16 protein-coding genes are annotated in these 16,239 nt (G+C 32.6%); all 16 read right to left on the bottom strand.

Annotated features, from left to right (window positions below; translation table 11 throughout):
• Positions 1-216: 216 nt before the first annotated feature.
• The 16 genes from accB to NRK67_14880 all read right to left on the bottom strand — a co-directional run bounded on the left by accB (position 217) and on the right by NRK67_14880 (position 16,155).
• Positions 217-669, bottom strand: a complete 453-nt coding sequence (gene accB, locus NRK67_14805) for an acetyl-CoA carboxylase biotin carboxyl carrier protein (GenBank protein ID UUV18543.1) — start codon at positions 667-669, stop codon at positions 217-219.
• 79 nt (positions 670-748) lie between these two features.
• A complete protein-coding gene (locus NRK67_14810; GenBank protein ID UUV18544.1) occupies positions 749-1,195 on the bottom strand; it encodes an ACT domain-containing protein in 447 nt (148 codons plus the stop codon).
• Positions 1,196-1,212: 17 nt separating this feature from the next.
• Positions 1,213-2,061 (bottom strand): bifunctional methylenetetrahydrofolate dehydrogenase/methenyltetrahydrofolate cyclohydrolase FolD, encoded by an 849-nt coding sequence (gene folD, locus NRK67_14815; GenBank protein ID UUV18545.1) that lies wholly within the window; start codon positions 2,059-2,061, stop codon positions 1,213-1,215.
• A complete protein-coding gene (locus NRK67_14820) occupies positions 2,054-2,701 on the bottom strand; it encodes a redox-sensing transcriptional repressor Rex (GenBank protein UUV18546.1) in 648 nt (215 codons plus the stop codon). The genes folD and NRK67_14820 overlap by 8 nt, the downstream gene beginning before the upstream one ends.
• A gap of 10 nt (positions 2,702-2,711) precedes the next feature.
• Positions 2,712-3,665, bottom strand: a complete 954-nt coding sequence (gene fmt, locus NRK67_14825; GenBank protein ID UUV18547.1) for a methionyl-tRNA formyltransferase — start codon at positions 3,663-3,665, stop codon at positions 2,712-2,714.
• Between the two features lie 23 nt (positions 3,666-3,688).
• Positions 3,689-4,201: a peptide deformylase gene (gene def / locus NRK67_14830; protein ID UUV18548.1), complete on the bottom strand. Its 513-nt coding sequence runs from the start codon at positions 4,199-4,201 to the stop codon at positions 3,689-3,691.
• Between the two features lie 10 nt (positions 4,202-4,211).
• Positions 4,212-6,353, bottom strand: coding sequence for a primosomal protein N' (gene priA, locus NRK67_14835; GenBank protein ID UUV18549.1), 2,142 nt, complete (start codon positions 6,351-6,353; stop codon positions 4,212-4,214).
• 7 nt (positions 6,354-6,360) lie between these two features.
• The gene (locus tag NRK67_14840; protein ID UUV18550.1) at positions 6,361-8,475 is read right to left on the bottom strand and encodes a penicillin-binding transpeptidase domain-containing protein; all 2,115 of its coding nucleotides are present in this window, start codon (positions 8,473-8,475) and stop codon (positions 6,361-6,363) included.
• Positions 8,476-8,529: 54 nt separating this feature from the next.
• A complete protein-coding gene (gatB, locus tag NRK67_14845; protein UUV18551.1) occupies positions 8,530-9,975 on the bottom strand; it encodes an Asp-tRNA(Asn)/Glu-tRNA(Gln) amidotransferase subunit GatB in 1,446 nt (481 codons plus the stop codon).
• Between the two features lie 89 nt (positions 9,976-10,064).
• The gene (gene gatA, locus NRK67_14850) at positions 10,065-11,513 is read right to left on the bottom strand and encodes an Asp-tRNA(Asn)/Glu-tRNA(Gln) amidotransferase subunit GatA (protein UUV18552.1); all 1,449 of its coding nucleotides are present in this window, start codon (positions 11,511-11,513) and stop codon (positions 10,065-10,067) included.
• A gap of 105 nt (positions 11,514-11,618) precedes the next feature.
• Entirely contained in the window at positions 11,619-12,443 is an 825-nt protein-coding gene (locus tag NRK67_14855; protein UUV18553.1) for a phosphatase PAP2 family protein, read from the bottom strand.
• Positions 12,443-13,888, bottom strand: a complete 1,446-nt coding sequence (locus NRK67_14860) for a glycosyltransferase family 39 protein (protein UUV18554.1) — start codon at positions 13,886-13,888, stop codon at positions 12,443-12,445. Before NRK67_14860 ends, NRK67_14855 begins: the two co-directional genes overlap by 1 nt.
• An 11-nt stretch (positions 13,889-13,899) precedes the next feature.
• A complete protein-coding gene (gene gatC / locus NRK67_14865; GenBank protein ID UUV18555.1) occupies positions 13,900-14,193 on the bottom strand; it encodes an Asp-tRNA(Asn)/Glu-tRNA(Gln) amidotransferase subunit GatC in 294 nt (97 codons plus the stop codon).
• 57 nt (positions 14,194-14,250) lie between these two features.
• Positions 14,251-14,976, bottom strand: a complete 726-nt coding sequence (locus tag NRK67_14870) for a polyprenol monophosphomannose synthase (GenBank protein ID UUV18556.1) — start codon at positions 14,974-14,976, stop codon at positions 14,251-14,253.
• A gap of 12 nt (positions 14,977-14,988) precedes the next feature.
• Positions 14,989-15,429, bottom strand: coding sequence for a GtrA family protein (locus NRK67_14875; GenBank protein UUV18557.1), 441 nt, complete (start codon positions 15,427-15,429; stop codon positions 14,989-14,991).
• A 15-nt stretch (positions 15,430-15,444) separates the two neighbouring features.
• Positions 15,445-16,155, bottom strand: a complete 711-nt coding sequence (locus NRK67_14880; GenBank protein UUV18558.1) for an rRNA pseudouridine synthase — start codon at positions 16,153-16,155, stop codon at positions 15,445-15,447.
• Positions 16,156-16,239 lie beyond the last annotated feature (84 nt).

Genomic DNA, 16,239 nt, shown 5'->3' on the forward strand with positions numbered 1-16,239 from the left:
TACTCCTACCTTACTTTTTTTGTTTAAAAATAATTTTCATATCTTATTTTTCTAACTTTTCCATCTTTGAATTATATCATATTTAACTAGGAATTACTAGAATTTCGATCTTAAGATTCTATAGATTTAACATGTATTTTATAAGGTTTTTCATTCTTATTCTACCATATAAAAAGATGAAAGACATCTGCCTTTCACCTTTTTATATGATTATTTTTATACTTCTTCTACTAAGAATAGGTCGGCTCCCTTAGTTACAGGTGCTCCATCAGTTAGAACTGCTTTTACTATTCTACATTTTTTTTCTGCTTTTACTTCATTCATAAGTTTCATCGCTTCTACGATACATAGGATATCTCCAACTTCTACAATTTGTCCTTCTTTTACAAATGTATCTGCATCTGGAGATGGGGCACCATAAAATGTTCCTACCATAGGCGATTTTATAGAATCATGATTCTTTGTTTCTACCTCTTTCACCTTAGCTTTCGCTGCTTTTTTAGGAGCTGCTGCTACTACTCTCGGAGCTGCTACTTGTGTTATAGTCTCTTTTTCAATCTCTCTTTTAAGAGAGATTTTAGTACCTTCACTCTCTAAAGTTATTTCCTCTAATCCGTATTTTTCTATATTTTCAGATAATTCCTTTATAGCTTTAACATCTATTTTCATATTTCCTCCTGCTATTCTGGGATAAGCACAAGGCATTACCCTTATATTTTTATTTTTTCATCTTATTTTAGAATAAATTCTAGTTGTTCCCTATTATTCTTATCTCGCTTACACCTGTCTGCTCAGTTATTTTTTCCAACATAGTTTCTATGTTTCTCAAAGTATCTGCATTAGTTTTAAGTGCTAAAGTTACTCTTGCAATTCCGTCAATAGGTATGTTTTGAGTTATTGTAAGGATATTTACCCCTGAACTTGCTATTACATCTAAGATTCTAGATAAAGTTCCCGGTTCATCATGAAGTGCCATATTTATATTAAATACAGTATCTTTTCCACTTTCAAAGAAAGGTTTAATAAAGTCCTTATATTTATAATATGTACTTCTACTTATCCCAACTCTTTTTATCGCTTCATACTTTGATATTCCTTCTTTTTGAACTATTTCATTTACCTTAATTACATTTTGAATTGAATTAGGTAAGATTCTCTTATCTACTATAAAAAATTCTCTTGATTCGTTTACCATGTCCCCACCCCATTAATTTATATTTTTTCCATTCTTGATTTTACTGTATTTTTCATAAGCATCGCTATCGTCATAGGCCCTACTCCACCTGGTACAGGTGTTATTAATGATGTTTTTTTAGATACATTTTCAAAATCCACATCTCCACATAGTTTACCTAACTTATTTCTATTGATACCTACATCTATTACTATACTTCCTTCTTTGACCATATCTTCAGTCAAAAACTTTTCCCTCCCTATAGCAACTATCACTATATCAGCATTTAAAGTTTTTTCTGCTAAGTTCTTTGTCTTACTATGACATAGAGTTACAGTTGCATTTTCATTGGTCAGCATAATTGCCAAAGGCTTTCCAACTATGTTACTTCTACCTACTATCACTACATCTTTACCATTTAGATCTAACTCATATCTTTTTAACAATTCCATAATACCATATGGAGTGCAAGATTTAAACCCATTCTTTCCTATAACTAATTTACCTAAGTTTATAGGGTGAAATCCATCTACATCCTTATTCGGTTTTATAGCTTCTATTATTTTATCTTCGTCTATATGTTTTGGTAGTGGCAGCTGCACTAATATCCCGTCTATTCCCTCTTTATTATTTAATTCTTCAATTAATTTTAAAAGTTCGGCCTCTGTTGTTTGCGAATCCAAATTATATTTTTCAGAATATATACCTAAAGCACTACATGTTTTCACTTTAGAATTCACATAGACTTTCGAGGCAGGATTTTCTCCTACAATAACTACTGCTAGACCTGGTGCTCGTTGACTATTCTCAGTTATTCTCTCTACCTCTATCTTTATCTCTTCCTTAATATCTGCCGATATCTTTTTACCATCTATTATTTTAGTCATTATTTATTAGCTGCTCCTTCCAGTAATTTAATTCCTGTAACTTTGCATATAGATCTATATTTTGTACTGCTATATGATCCGGTACTTCTAAGTTTATTGGTGCAAAATTTAAAATCGATTTTACCCCTGATTCCACCAATACTACAGCCATTTGCTGAGCTACTTTTTTAGGCACTGTTAATATTGCTACATCTACTCTGTCTTTAGATTGTAAAAAGTATGGAATTTCCTTTACATCTCTGATCTTAATTCCTTTCATTTCAGTTCCAATCTTAGTGTCAGAGTTATCAAATACCCCTATTATATTAAAGCTTTCTTTCGTAAACTCAGGTTCTGATACCAAAGCTCCACCAAGTCTTCCTGCTCCTATAACTATTATATTATTTGTTTTGTGCACTCCTAATATTCTTTCAATGTCGCTGTAAAGAGTTCTGATTTGATAACCTTTTCCTCTTATACCAAATTCACCAAAATTAGATAAGTCTTTCCTAATCTGAGCTGCGGTGAATCCCATTTTAATTGCTAGTTCCTCTGAAGATATATAATCTTCAGGTGATAAATTTTCTAAACATCTCAGATATTTAGTCAACCTCTCTATTACCCTTGAGGATATACCATTTCTTTTTTCTTTTATAATCACTTGTTTCCCCCTATAATTGAATTACTTTGCTACCTATACTAAATTTTTCCCCCACTTTTATATAGTTTCCATTTACTAAATCTGCTCCAGTCATTTTCCTTTTATTTTCAGGTTTTATACTGGTTATTATTAAACTTCCATCTAATACCTTTATAACCGGACCCTTTCCTTTAACCAGGTCCACTACTTCTCCAAGTTCACCATCATAAACTCTATCATATTTTTCTACAAAATACACCTTGTACAGTTTTTCATTACAGAATGAATATGCCGATGGAAACGGATTTAATCCCCTTACAAAATTATATACCCTTTCCATAGAATGATCCCAGTGTATTTCACATTCCTCTTTTTTGATAGGTTTAACAAAAGTTACCTTTGTTTCATCCTGGGGAGTTCTAGTAGCAACTCCGCTTTCTATCATATTTACAGCCTTTAACAATGTTTCGCTTCCTATTACAGCTAATCTGTCGTGTAGGTCCTCTAATGTATCCATTTCATCTATCGGTGTTTTAGCCTGTAATATTATATCTCCGGCATCCAATTCCTGTACTATATCCATTATAGTAACTCCACTTTCTTTTTCACCATTTATTATGGCAGCATGGATTGGAGCAGCTCCTCTATATTTAGGTAATAGAGATGAATGCACATTGATTATTCCCTTTTTAGGAATATCTATCAATTCCTGCGGTAATATTTTACCATAAGCTACCACTACAATAAGATCAGGATTTAATTCTTTTACTAACTCTATTGTTTCCTCTGTCTTTACTGAATTAGGCTGATATACATTTATATCATTATCTAATCCATACTGTTTAATCGGGTTAAACTTTATTTTTTTCCCTCTGCTATTAGGTTTATCTATCTTAGTAAAAATACCAATAACATCATGATTTTCATCTAGTGTTTTAAGTGAATTTAATGCAAATTCAGGTGTTCCCATAAATAATATTCTCAAATTACCTCTCCTTCTATGACCCTTTATTTTCCTAATTTTTTCAGTGTTTCTTTTTTCATATTCATCAATTTTTTACTTACCAATCTTTTAGCTACAGGTGCTATCTTATCTACAAATAGAATTCCCTCTAAATGATCGTTTTCATGCTGGAATGCACGAGCCCAAAGGTCCTCTAATTCCTCTTCTACACTTTCACCATTTTCATTTAAATATCTTACTTTTAAACTTTCAGGTCTCTTTACTTTCTTGTGTATCCCAGGAACACTCAAACATCCTTCTTCATGGTCTACACAATGTTTGGAATATTCTAAAAATTCAGGATTTATTACCTTTTTAACTACTCCTTCCTCTGCTTCTACCACAAACATTCTCAGATTAATTCCTACCTGGGGAGCAGCTAATCCTATCCCGCTTATATCCCTCATAGTTTCTACCATTCCATCCAATATTTCTCTGATATCATCATCAATTTTTTCTACATCTTTGTTTTTGTCCCTAAGTACTGGGTCTCCATATGTCCTTATTTCGTAAATCATCTTCCACCTCTTACATTAAATTTATCGGATCTACATCCACTATTATCCTGTATTTATTTTTTTTATCATTGTTTTTAAATTTTAGCACAGTTTCTGCTATATTTCCCTTTAATTTATTTATCTCGTGACGGCTTCCCTTTATAAATATCTGACTCCTGTAATTCCCACCCATCTTATAGATTGGAGGAGCCATAGGGCCGTACATCTCTAAAGTATCCTTTTGTATCTCCTTATAGAACTTATTACTGTATTCTTCCAATCCATCCTCTTTCTTGGAGGATATAATAACATTTATTATCCGAGAAAATGGCGGATAGCTGAGAATACGTCTATTTTCTATCTCCTCTTCATAAAAACCCTGGTAATCATTATTTATAATTTTTTGAATTACATAGTTATCAGGTTGATATGTCTGAACTATAACTTCACCTTTTTTTTCAGCCCGGCCTGCCCGGCCTGCTGCCTGACTCACCAATTGAAAAGTTTTTTCCCCAGCTCTAAAATCCGGGAAATTTAATATACTGTCAGAATTTATTATTCCTACAAGGGTAACCTCTGGAAAATGAAACCCTTTAGATATCATCTGTGTTCCTACCATTATATTATATTTTTTATTTAAAAAATCAGAATATATCCTGTTATGGGAATCTCTGGTTTTGGTAGTTTCCGAATCTACACGTAAAATAGGCAGATCAAAGAGTTCCTTTAACTCCGATTCCACCCTTTCGGTGCCTTTCCCTGAAAACTCCAATGATTTTTCCCTACAGTTACTGCAAGTATTGGAATATTTTTTAGTATATTCACAATAATTACACTTGTAAAGACCATCTTTTTTATAATAGCTGAGAGATATAGAGCAGTGAGGGCAGGTCTCTATATGCCCGCATTCGTGGCATTGAACAAAGGTCGAATATCCCTTTCTATTTAAGAGAAGCATTATCTGCTCATCTTTTCTCAGCCTTGCACCCATATGATCTATTAGATCTTCACTAAAAAAATCATTTTTTTCACCCTTCATATCCACTAATTTCATATCTGGTTCAATTGCCACTCCATACCTTTTTTTCAATTCCAACAATTGAAACACTCTCTGGGTAGCATGGTAATAAGATTCTACAGATGGGGTAGCTGATCCTAAGACTACCTTAGCACCCTCTATCTCAGCTCTTTTTATAGCCACATATTTTGCATTGTATCTAGGATTACTATCCTGCTTATAGGTAGCCTCATGCTCCTCATCAATTATAATATACTTGAGATCTTTCACAGGGGCAAATATTGCAGATCGTACACCTAACACAACCCTTTTTTCACCTGAATAAATATCTTTCCATTCGGTAGCTCTTTCCTTTGCTGTTAGTCTACTATGTAAAATTGCAATTTCATCAAATTCTTTTTTAAATCTATCTATCATTTGAGGTGTAAGAGAGATCTCTGGAACTAAGAATATAGCTCCTCCCTCATTTTCCAATGCATCCTTTACAAGTTCGATATATACTTCTGTTTTACCTGAGCCAGTTATTCCTTTTAAAAGATAATATTTTTTAATACCTTCCAATATTTTATTTTTTACCTCTGCCTGCTCCGCAGTTAGGTGTGATTTTTTTCTATTGTATCTATATTTTATACTATTTTCTTTATTTTTTAAATATTTATTTTCTTTAATTGTATTATTTTCTAATACAACTTTGGATTTTATGAACTTATCCAGTAGTTTTTTACCAAATTTTTGTACCATTGTAGTTTTAGCAGCTGTCTGTTTTTTAGTAATATAGTCTATAAACTCCCTCTCATTTTCATTCATAGGTATAATAGATTTATTGAAAACAATTCTTTTACTGTAGGATATTTTTATATTTTTAGGTCTTGAAACCCCAATAATATCTCCAAAATTACAGAGATAATAATTTTTTATCCATAAAAAAAGATCTATTAATTCTTTGGAATAGGATACCTGTTCCTCCACTGGTCCTAAAATTTCACTTATTTTAAACTCATGATCACTAGAACTATCTTCACGCAGAACTATCCCAACTTTTTTAGTTCTTCTAAAATTGATCCAAACATGGTCTCCAACCTTATATTTTTTTTCTCTATCTGAGTAGGTGTAAAAACCATTTTCTACTCCCTCTACATATAGTACATAGTTCATAATATCACTACCTTAGTTTTATCTTTATTTTTTTTATATCTTCAATCTTTGTTCCCGGTTTAGGATATTGCTCTACTACCTGTCCTTTACCATCAATTGTTATTTCAATATCGTATTTATTGGCTATCATTAAAGCTAATCTTACACCAGTACCTTTAAAATCCGGTAATAGATCCAAATCTAAATTTTCAGATAAGGTACTTGTATAGGTTCCCTCTTTTAAAACATCTACATTTTCTGGGGTTATCCCCTTGTATTTCAATATTCTATCTAAGGTATCCTTAAATACCGGAGCAGCTACCCAGGCACCAAATTTCCTCCAGTAACTCTCTGCATTGGGTTTTTCAAACATAATAAGCATTATATATTTAGGATTTTCTGATGGAAATATCCCCATAAATGAAGACATATACTCATGTTTGAGATATCCTCCACGTCCACTTATCTGTGCTGTACCTGTTTTTCCTCCAATGGAATATCCAGGGATTCCGCCATTTCTACCAGTACCTTTTTCCACGGTCTCCTTGAGCATTTCTCTTATTTTTTTAGAAGTTTTTTCAGAAATAACCCGTCTTTCAGGGTTAGGTATATTCCTTTTGATTGTTACTCCCCCGGGAGTTTTTATACTGTCTACCAAGTAAGGCTCATAATATATCCCACCATTTACAGTGGTAGACAAAGCTGCGATCATTTGAAGAGGTGTTATAGCTATCCCCTGACCGTAGGACATAGTATATTTTTTCATCCCATCCCATCTTTTATAAGAAAGTTGTCTTGGAGCTAATTCTCCAAATGTATCTATTCCTGTTCTTTCATACAGGTTAAATTCCTTTAAATATTTTTCAAATGTCGGTGAATCAAACTTCTCTGAGATCAATGACATCCCTACATTACTAGATACTCTCATAACCGTTTGAGGGCTTATCTGCCCTATTCCGTGGGAATCACTATCTCTTATCTTATGCCCATACCTCATGATATATCCATCTGGATTATCAAGTCTCGTATTGTCATTTATTACCCCTTCCTCATATGCTGCTGCCATAATTACAGGTTTAAATATAGACCCCATCTCATATTGCGATCTTATAGCTCTATTATTTAAATATGCTATATTCTTCGCTCTTGGATAACTTGACATAGCCAATATTTTCCCGCTACTAGGTTCCATTATTATTCCTACAGCTGATTTAGGAGTTACTTTTTCAAATTGTTTCTGCATCTCATCATCTAGTATATATTGGATATAATAATCTATAGTTAACTGGACATTATTTCCATCTTTTTCTAAAAAATCATTATTTTTTTTCTCCGTTGGGAGGAGTAAGTTTCTAAAATTAGTATAATACCCATTTTTTTCTATTTTATTACTTTTTAAGTACTTATCGTAGTACCTTTCAATCCCATAAGCTCCTAATTTTCTCCTCTCTTCCCCTGAATAAGCTCCCATAAATCCAACTATTGGTGCTAATTCATGGTAGGAAAAATATTTTCTTTGAGTTGAATGTTCAAAATATATTTCATTGGCTTTAATCTTGTATTTAGATAATATCTTATCGATCTTGTTTTTTTCAACTTCATCGACCTTATTCATTATCTTTATATATCTTTTATTTCTACTGTAACTGTCTTTCAGTTTAGTTTTAAAATTTTTCACAGTAAAGGGTTGTATCTTTTTTAACTCCTTTACTATTTCATCTTTTTCTTTTAGTTTATAAAATCTTTTTGGATCTATTATAACCTTATAGACATCTACATCATAGGCTAATTCCCTTCCTGTAGAATCTAATATCTTTCCCCTCTTACCATTGAGATAATATTTACCATAACTTTGTTGTTTTGCCAAAGTTGTAAATTTTTCATGTTTCATCAATTGAACTTGAACTAATCTCAAACCTAAAACACCAAAAAAAAGTATCATAATAAAGGAAAATAAATATGTTCTCTGATTAAATAATTCCATACCCCTGGATCTTTTAAGTACCAATCTAACTGTATTTCCGAATAAAAAAATTATGAGTAAAGCAGCTGCAACAGTAACTTTATTGAGTAAAAAGAATAATATTATCAGAAAAATTATAAGTAAATTTATTATTCTTATTATCTTCCTTTTATTTCCCACCTATACACTCCTTTTGTTGATATCATAAAAAGAGCGAAATACCGCTCTTTTTTTTTATGATAATTTTTCTGTTAATATATCCATAACCATCTTAGGGTTTGCTTTTCCTTTAGATGCTTTCATTACTTGTCCCATAAGTCCCTTTATAACCCTTGGTTTTCTTCCTTCATCAGCTACCTTATAATCTTCTACTAATTTAGGATTGTTTGCTACTACTTCTACTACCATCTTTTCAATTTCAGAAGTATCAGCTACCTGTGCCATTTTTTCCTCTTCTACTATTTTCATAGGAGATCTTTCATCATTTAATTTAATCTCAAATAATTTTTTAGCTATCTTACTTGATATAGCTCCCTTATCGATTAATTTTATTATCTCTCCTAATTCCTCTGAATTAATAGAAAACTCTTCAATAGTTTTATTATTATCTTTTAAAACTCTGAGTACCTCTGTTAAGATCCAGTTACAACTAAGTTTAGGATTAGTAGAAGATATTACTACCTTTTCAAAATAATCGGCTAACTCAATGCTACTAGATAGTGTCTCAGCGTCATTTTCACTGATCTTATAGTCAGTTACAAATCTTGTCATCTTAGCTATCTTAGATTCTGGCATTTCCTCTTCTAATCTTTCTAATTGTTCATCTGTGATTACTATTCTTACTAAGTCTGGTTCAGGAAAAAATCTATAGTCCATAGCTTCTTCCTTGCTTCTCATCACTCTAGTTACTTGTGATTCTTCATCCCATAATCTAGTTTCTTGGTTGATTTCTCCACCATTTTCTATTTCTTCTATCTGTCTGCTGATCTCATAGTCGATAGCACGAGCTACACCTTTAAATGAGTTCAGGTTTTTTACCTCTACCCTTGTACCAAATTCTTTGGCTCCTTTGTGCATTACAGATATGTTAGCATCACATCTAAGAGACCCTAATTCCATAGAAACATCTGAAATTTTTGTGTATTTCAACGCATCTCTTACTAAGTTTAAATATTGGTATGCTTCCTCTGAATTTCTCATATCTGGTTCAGATACGATCTCTATAAGGGGCATAGATGCTCTGTTAAAGTTTATAAAAGATTCTTCACCTGCATGGATAGATTTTCCTGCATCTTCTTCTATATGGATTCTAGTGACTCCTATCCTCTTATCATCTCCATTAGATAATTTAATATCTATGTGCCCGCCTTCAGCATATGGATGATCAAATTGAGTTATTTGGTAGTTTTTAGGAGTGTCTGGATAGAAATAGTTTTTTCTATCAAATTTACTCTCTTTATTTATATCGCAATTTAATGCAAATCCTGCTTTGATTGCGTAATCTAACACTTTTTTATTAAGTTTTGGTAGCGCTCCAGGATGTCCCAAACATATTGGACATGTATGTGTATTTTCTGGTGAGTTATCGTAGTCACTACTACATCCACACCATACTTTTGTTTTTGTATCTAATTGGCAATGTATCTCTAGTCCAATTACTGATTCCCATTCTCTAGCCATATATATTCTCCTTCTTTATTATTTTTTGTTACCCTCTCACACTTATCAGAAATTCCCCTTAGGGGACAAACTATAAAAATAAGATAGCTTTACAGCTTTGGTATCTCCATTTTTGTGTATGCTTTTTCATAAGCATCTCCAGCTTTTAATATAGTTGCCTCATCAAAGGCTTTTCCTAATAGCTGTATCCCTACTGGAAGGTTATCTACCTTTCCTGCTGGAATTACCAATCCTGGAATTCCAGAAAGGTTTGCCGGAATTGTGAATATATCCTCTAAGTATAGTTCTACAGGTGTTTTTTTATCCGTTAATTTAAAAGAGGTTCCAGGAGTAGCAGGAGTTAAGATCACATCTACCTCATTAAATGCCTTTTCAAAATCATTTTTAATAAGTCTTCTTACTTTTTGAGCCTTCTTATAATAAGCATCATAATATCCAGCACTAAGTACATAAGTTCCTATCATAATCCTTCTCTTTACTTCAGAACCAAATCCTTCACTTCTAGTTTTGATATACATATCCTCTATACCATCATAACTGCTGGCTCTATATCCATATCTTACCCCATCAAAACGAGCTAAGTTTGAACTAGCTTCTGCCGGGGCAATTATATAATAAGTTGCCGGGGCAAATTCTGTATTAGGTAAGCTGATCGGTACAATCTCTGCTCCTAATTTTCTAAAGTTTTCAATAGCTTCTTCAGTTACCTTCTTTATCTCAGGGTTTAATCCATCGATAAAGTATTCCTTAGGTATTCCTATCTTCATCCCTTTAACATTTCCATCTAAATTCATTGTAAAATCAGGCATCTCTAATTCCATAGATGTAGCATCCATTTCGTCATACCCGCCGATTACATTAAATAATGCTGCTACATCTTCTACACTTCTACCCATTGGTCCTATTTGATCCAATGATGAAGCAAAAGCCATCAATCCATACCTAGATACTCTCCCATAGGTAGGTTTTAGTCCTACTATCCCACAAAATGCAGCTGGTTGTCTTATACTTCCACCTGTATCTGATCCAAGTGAAAGTGGCACCTGACCTCCTCCAACTGATGAAGCTGATCCACCTGAAGATCCACCTGGAGTCCTCTCTAAATCCCAAGGATTTTTACTCTCTTTTATATAAGATGATTTTGTAGTAGATCCCATTGCAAATTCATCCATATTAGTTTTACCTATTATTATTGCTCCTGCATCTTTTAATCTCTTGACTACAGTAGCATCATAGATTCCTTCATAGTTTGAAAGGATCTTAGACGCTGATGTTGTCAAATCTCCCTTAGATACCATATTGTCTTTTATGGCAATAGGAATACCTTCTAGGGGCAGTAATTCTTCCCCTCTAGCTATCTTTTCATCCACTTTTTTAGCCTCTTCCAAAGCACTTTCTTTTTTTAAAAGAGTAAAACTTCCTAGTTCTGTTTCAGTCTTTTCAATCCTATCAAATATATCGTTTATTAATTCTACAGTTGTTATTTTTTTTGCTTTTAACATAGCGCTTAGCTCTGTTGCTGTATGTTTATATAACATCTTCTCCTCCTTGATATTTTAACCTCTTTGGCCTATTGGCACTTTTCCGTCACGACGAATATTAGAAATAAATAAAATTTCCAAATGTCAAAAGGGAAAAAGGAACTATTTTTTTTCTATATTTATTTCATATATTGTTTTAGCTACTAACACCCCTAAGAATCCTGCTGAGATGATATCACTTAACCAATGTCTGGTACCGTATACTCTAGAGCAGCTTAACACTACAGCATAAATTATAGCCAGTGCTCTAATAAATTTATTTTTATATCCATAATAAAATGAAAAAGCTACTGCCACCGACACGATCGAATGACCAGAAGGCAGACTGGCGCTTGCACTTTTAAATGGATTTATACTTTCATTTCCCCCTATCCAAGAAGCCCAGTTAAAAAACTGATAAGGCAGCATATTCACATCTGGTCTTAATCTGGATATTATATATTTTAATATATTTACCAGGAGCCCTCCTGCGATTATTGTCATAAGAGCTTCTTTCGAAACTTTTCTTAATTTTTTATTTTTAAACAAAGTTCCCAAGAGGAGTAATATTACTACAGTACCTGCTGTTGTATCTCCATCTCCCTGGTTGGCGAAAAATCTTTCATATTTTGAATATTTTTCTTTACTGATTTTTTCCACTTCAGCTTTTTGCTGTAAAATCACGATCTCTTCAGGTGTAGCTGTTCTAGCTCCATTTTCTATTCCCTGTAAAGTTTTATCATAATATTTGTTAGAAAACTGTTTGGCTACAGGAAGGTCTAGATAAACTATAGTAAATACGGTTATAACTATACCTGCTAGAGCTGTTTTTTTATATCTCATAAGATTTCTTAAAAAAGCTCCTACAAACCCTTTTAAATAACCCTCTCTCAATATATCTATAGCTACCAAGATAACTATTATTATCATTAACGTCTCTTTATCCACTATTTTCTCCCTTTAAAATTATACACTTTATATATATAATATTCCCTTTGAACTCTTCCCCATCTTTTAAATACAACTGTGTCTACCAGTTCTGCCTTGTCAAACAAAAATTTATCCTCTGGTTTTCTATTGTAAAATGAGTGAGCTACAAAGATCCCATTTTTTCCAATTACTCCGTCTCTATCTTTCCAATAATCAAATTGACTTGTCCCGCCACTGAGATTATAGACATACTCTTTTTTCGGCAGATAAGCAGCTAATTGGGAAGATGTCTGATACCTGTCTCCAAATAAAAACCATTCTTCACCATCTTTTGTTGATTCATCGTATATCTGCTGCACTCTAGTCCCGGCAATATCCCAGCCCTGCATATCAGCTAGTGCATTTTCCTTTGGCTTTAGAGGAACTACAAGGGTTGTCGCTACAAAATATAAGATTAGAGATAAGCTTGCACTGAGTCCAATTCCTATTCTCCACAACTTATTAAATTCCATATACTTTACAAAGACTATTATCATTGGTATATAAGCACAAGCTAACCAATGAACTTTCGAGCTGTTAGAAAGGGAACTAAAGGTAAACACTCCTATGAGTGGCAGTGCAAACCAAAATAATATATTTACATCTGGTTTTTTAAAGTTCTTTATAGAACTTATAAATAGACCAAAGAATAGGATAGGAGATACCACACCTATCTGTCCTCCTACAAATTGAAAAAACTTTGTAGGCCTGAATCTAAATGTTTTACTCTGCCGTCCCTCTAAATGGAACTCAAAGGATCCCCAATTATGGGAGTAGTTCCAGTAGATAACAGGTGCAAACATAAGTATAGATACAATAAATGCTATATAAGGCTCTTTTTTTAGGAGCCAAAACCTATTTTCCTTGCTGAGTAACAGGTAGAAAAATATACTTGGGTATACCATAAACATATTATATTTACTAAGTAATCCCAAGCCTGTCAATATAGCTATAATATACCAGGCTCTACTATCTTTTTCATAGATTACTTTTAAAAAGTAATAAAGAACCATGGTGTATAGTAAGATTAGTGGTGAATCCGGCAGGGTCATTATAGACAAAAATGAATACAGTGGTAATATATTGAATATCAATCCTGAAATCCCGGCTATCTTCTCACTCTTATACAGGTAGTAGGAGATCTTGTAGATATAGATACTTGTTGCAAATATCGTCCCTACTGATACAAGTCTCATAGAAAAATTACTTTCCCCAAATATTAATGTGCACACCCTTATTAAATACGCTATAAGGGGTGGATGATCGTAATAACTCATCCCTAAATTTCTAGACCATAACAGATAATATGCCTCATCATCAGACAAGTTCAAATAACTGCCTATAACTAGTCTTAAAACAGTAATTCCTAATAGAAATATCATGAATTTTTTTTTATTAAAATCACCTAATATATTTTTTATCATAAAATTTCTCCTTAATTTTCTCCAACAGTTCTAGGGACTGCAAATGTTCCCTCTATCTCTTCAGGAGCATTCTTTACTGCTTCTTCCTTAGTTAAAGAATCTACCACCACATCTTCTCTAAATGAGTTATACATGTCATTTACCTGAGTCATAGGCTCTATCCCTTCTACATTTGCTTCATCTAATTTAGAAACAAACTCTAAAATATCATTTAGTTGATTCTGTAAACCCATAACTTCTGATTCCTTGAATTCTAACATAGATAATTTTGCTACTTTTAATACTTCTTCTCTAGTTAATGCCATATTTTTCCTCCATATTTTGTTTAGATCCCTCTACTTTGGTAGAGAAAGTCTGTATTTTTAATTTTCTTTTAAAAACTTTTTGTTAGCTCTCATCCACAACACTTTTAATATAGCTTCTAAGAATATTTTTTTACTCATTTTAGACTTCCCTAAGGTTCTGTCTTCAAATATAATCGGTGTTTCTTTGATTTTCATCCCTTTTAGCCACACTTTATAGTTTAATTCTACTTGAAAAGAATAACCGTTAGATACTATCTTGTCTAAATTTAAATTTTCCAGAGTTTCTCTTTTAAAGCATTTGAATCCCCCGGTAAAGTCTTTTATAGGAGCCCCTAAAACTATCCTAGAATATAAACTTCCTCCACGACTAATAAACTTTCTTATGATACCCCAGTTGACAACTCCTCCACCAGGCACATATCTACTCCCGATTACCAGGTCATGAGTTTTTATCTCTTTTAAAAATTCAGGGATATACTTTGGATTATGAGAAAAATCAGCATCCATCTCAAATATATAATCATAATCTCTTTCTAAAGCCCATTTGAATCCCGCAATATAAGCTGTTCCCAGCCCTAATTTACCACTTCTTTTGTGGATAAATAACCTATCTTTATATTTTACTTCCATCAATCTCTCTATGATCTCATAGGTTTTATCTGGAGAATTGTCATCCACTATCAATATATTCAGGTCATTTTTAACCTGATATATCATCTCCAATAATTTTTCAACATTTTCACTTTCATTATACGTAGGTATAATTATCAATGTTTTTTTCATCAATTTCTCCTTTTATTTTCGAAATGTTATAAAGTAATTCCCAAAAAAATTAAAAAATGTAGCTACCCCTATTCCAATTATTTGAGCTATTATCTTAATTATTTTATCAGGATTAGATCCTGCATATTTTGTTATTATATCATAGGTCAATTCATTTACCGATAAAAATTCTACCGCTACCTTAAGGATAGATAAATTGATTACAAAATTTAATAAACTTATTATAAAAAAATGTAAATATTTTTTCTTTACACTCTTACCTTTCCCCTTACCTTTAAATGTCCAAATGAAATTTAAGTAAAAATTACTGCTCACTGCAAATAAAAAAGCTACTGTAGCAGCTATAAGATAGTTCACATCCAAAGTTATAAGGGCAGTATAGATCAACATGTTTACTATTACCCCGCTGGCTCCTACTAAACCAAACTTTACAAATATTTTAATTATCTCCAACTTTCAACTCTCCCTCTAAACATCTTTTAAATACTTTATTTCTTCTTTTGTAAGGGGTCTATATTTTCCAACTTCTAAATCTCCCATAGTAAGAGTTCCAATTTTTACCCTGGTTAAGCTTATAACCCTGTGTCCGATCGCATCCAACATCCTTCTGACCTGACGATTTCTTCCCTCTCTAATAGCAACCGTTAACCAGGTAGTACTCCCCTCTTCCCTCAAAAACCTTACTTTAGCCGGTAATGTTAAACCATCTTCTAATTTTATTCCAGCTTTTAATTGTCCTAAATTTATTTTTTTAATATGTCCTGCAGCCTGAATTAAATATTTTTTATACACTTCTCCTTTAGGGTGGATCACTTTATTATAAAGGTCTCCATCATTGGTTAAGATGATCATTCCCTCAGTATCATAGTCCAATCTTCCTATTGGATAGACCCTTTCCTTTGTTTTCACAAAATCTATTACAGTTCTTCTGCCTCTGTCGTCCTTTACAGCACTTATTACTTTTTTAGGTTTATTTAAAAGATAATATACTTTTTTTTCCTTCGTTTTTCCTATCAGCTTTCCATCTACTGATATTTTATCTTTGATATTTACCTTCATTCCCGGACTGGGATATTCACCATTGACCATTATTTTTTTTTCTTCAACCATCTTATCTATCTCACGCCTTGAGCCTATTCCTATAGATGCAAGGTATTTATTTAATCTTACTTTTTCCATTTTTTCCTCCATTTTTCTACAAATAATATCTGCATTCAAAGAAACAATTAATTTTTGATCCTGATGGATATAATTCACAGTTCA

It is taken from the genome of Fusobacteria bacterium ZRK30 (genome assembly GCA_024628785.1).
Taxonomy (GTDB): Bacteria; Fusobacteriota; Fusobacteriia; order Fusobacteriales; family Fusobacteriaceae; genus Psychrilyobacter.

What these genes read in the sequence shown, in the direction of transcription:
- gatA (UUV18552.1), bottom strand. Translation starts at nt 11,513, where the DNA reads ATGTTATATAAACATACAGCAACAGAGCTAAGCGCTATGTTAAAAGCA.
- folD (UUV18545.1), bottom strand. Translation starts at nt 2,061, where the DNA reads ATGACTAAAATAATAGATGGTAAAAAGATATCGGCAGATATTAAGGAA.
- def (UUV18548.1), bottom strand. Translation starts at nt 4,201, where the DNA reads ATGATTTACGAAATAAGGACATATGGAGACCCAGTACTTAGGGACAAA.
- NRK67_14810 (UUV18544.1), bottom strand. Translation starts at nt 1,195, where the DNA reads ATGGTAAACGAATCAAGAGAATTTTTTATAGTAGATAAGAGAATCTTA.
- NRK67_14870 (UUV18556.1), bottom strand. Translation starts at nt 14,976, where the DNA reads ATGAAAAAAACATTGATAATTATACCTACGTATAATGAAAGTGAAAAT.
- NRK67_14860 (UUV18554.1), bottom strand. Translation starts at nt 13,888, where the DNA reads ATGATAAAAAATATATTAGGTGATTTTAATAAAAAAAAATTCATGATA.
- priA (UUV18549.1), bottom strand. Translation starts at nt 6,353, where the DNA reads ATGAACTATGTACTATATGTAGAGGGAGTAGAAAATGGTTTTTACACC.
- accB (UUV18543.1), bottom strand. Translation starts at nt 669, where the DNA reads ATGAAAATAGATGTTAAAGCTATAAAGGAATTATCTGAAAATATAGAA.
- gatB (UUV18551.1), bottom strand. Translation starts at nt 9,975, where the DNA reads ATGGCTAGAGAATGGGAATCAGTAATTGGACTAGAGATACATTGCCAA.
- NRK67_14880 (UUV18558.1), bottom strand. Translation starts at nt 16,155, where the DNA reads ATGGAAAAAGTAAGATTAAATAAATACCTTGCATCTATAGGAATAGGC.
- gatC (UUV18555.1), bottom strand. Translation starts at nt 14,193, where the DNA reads ATGGCATTAACTAGAGAAGAAGTATTAAAAGTAGCAAAATTATCTATG.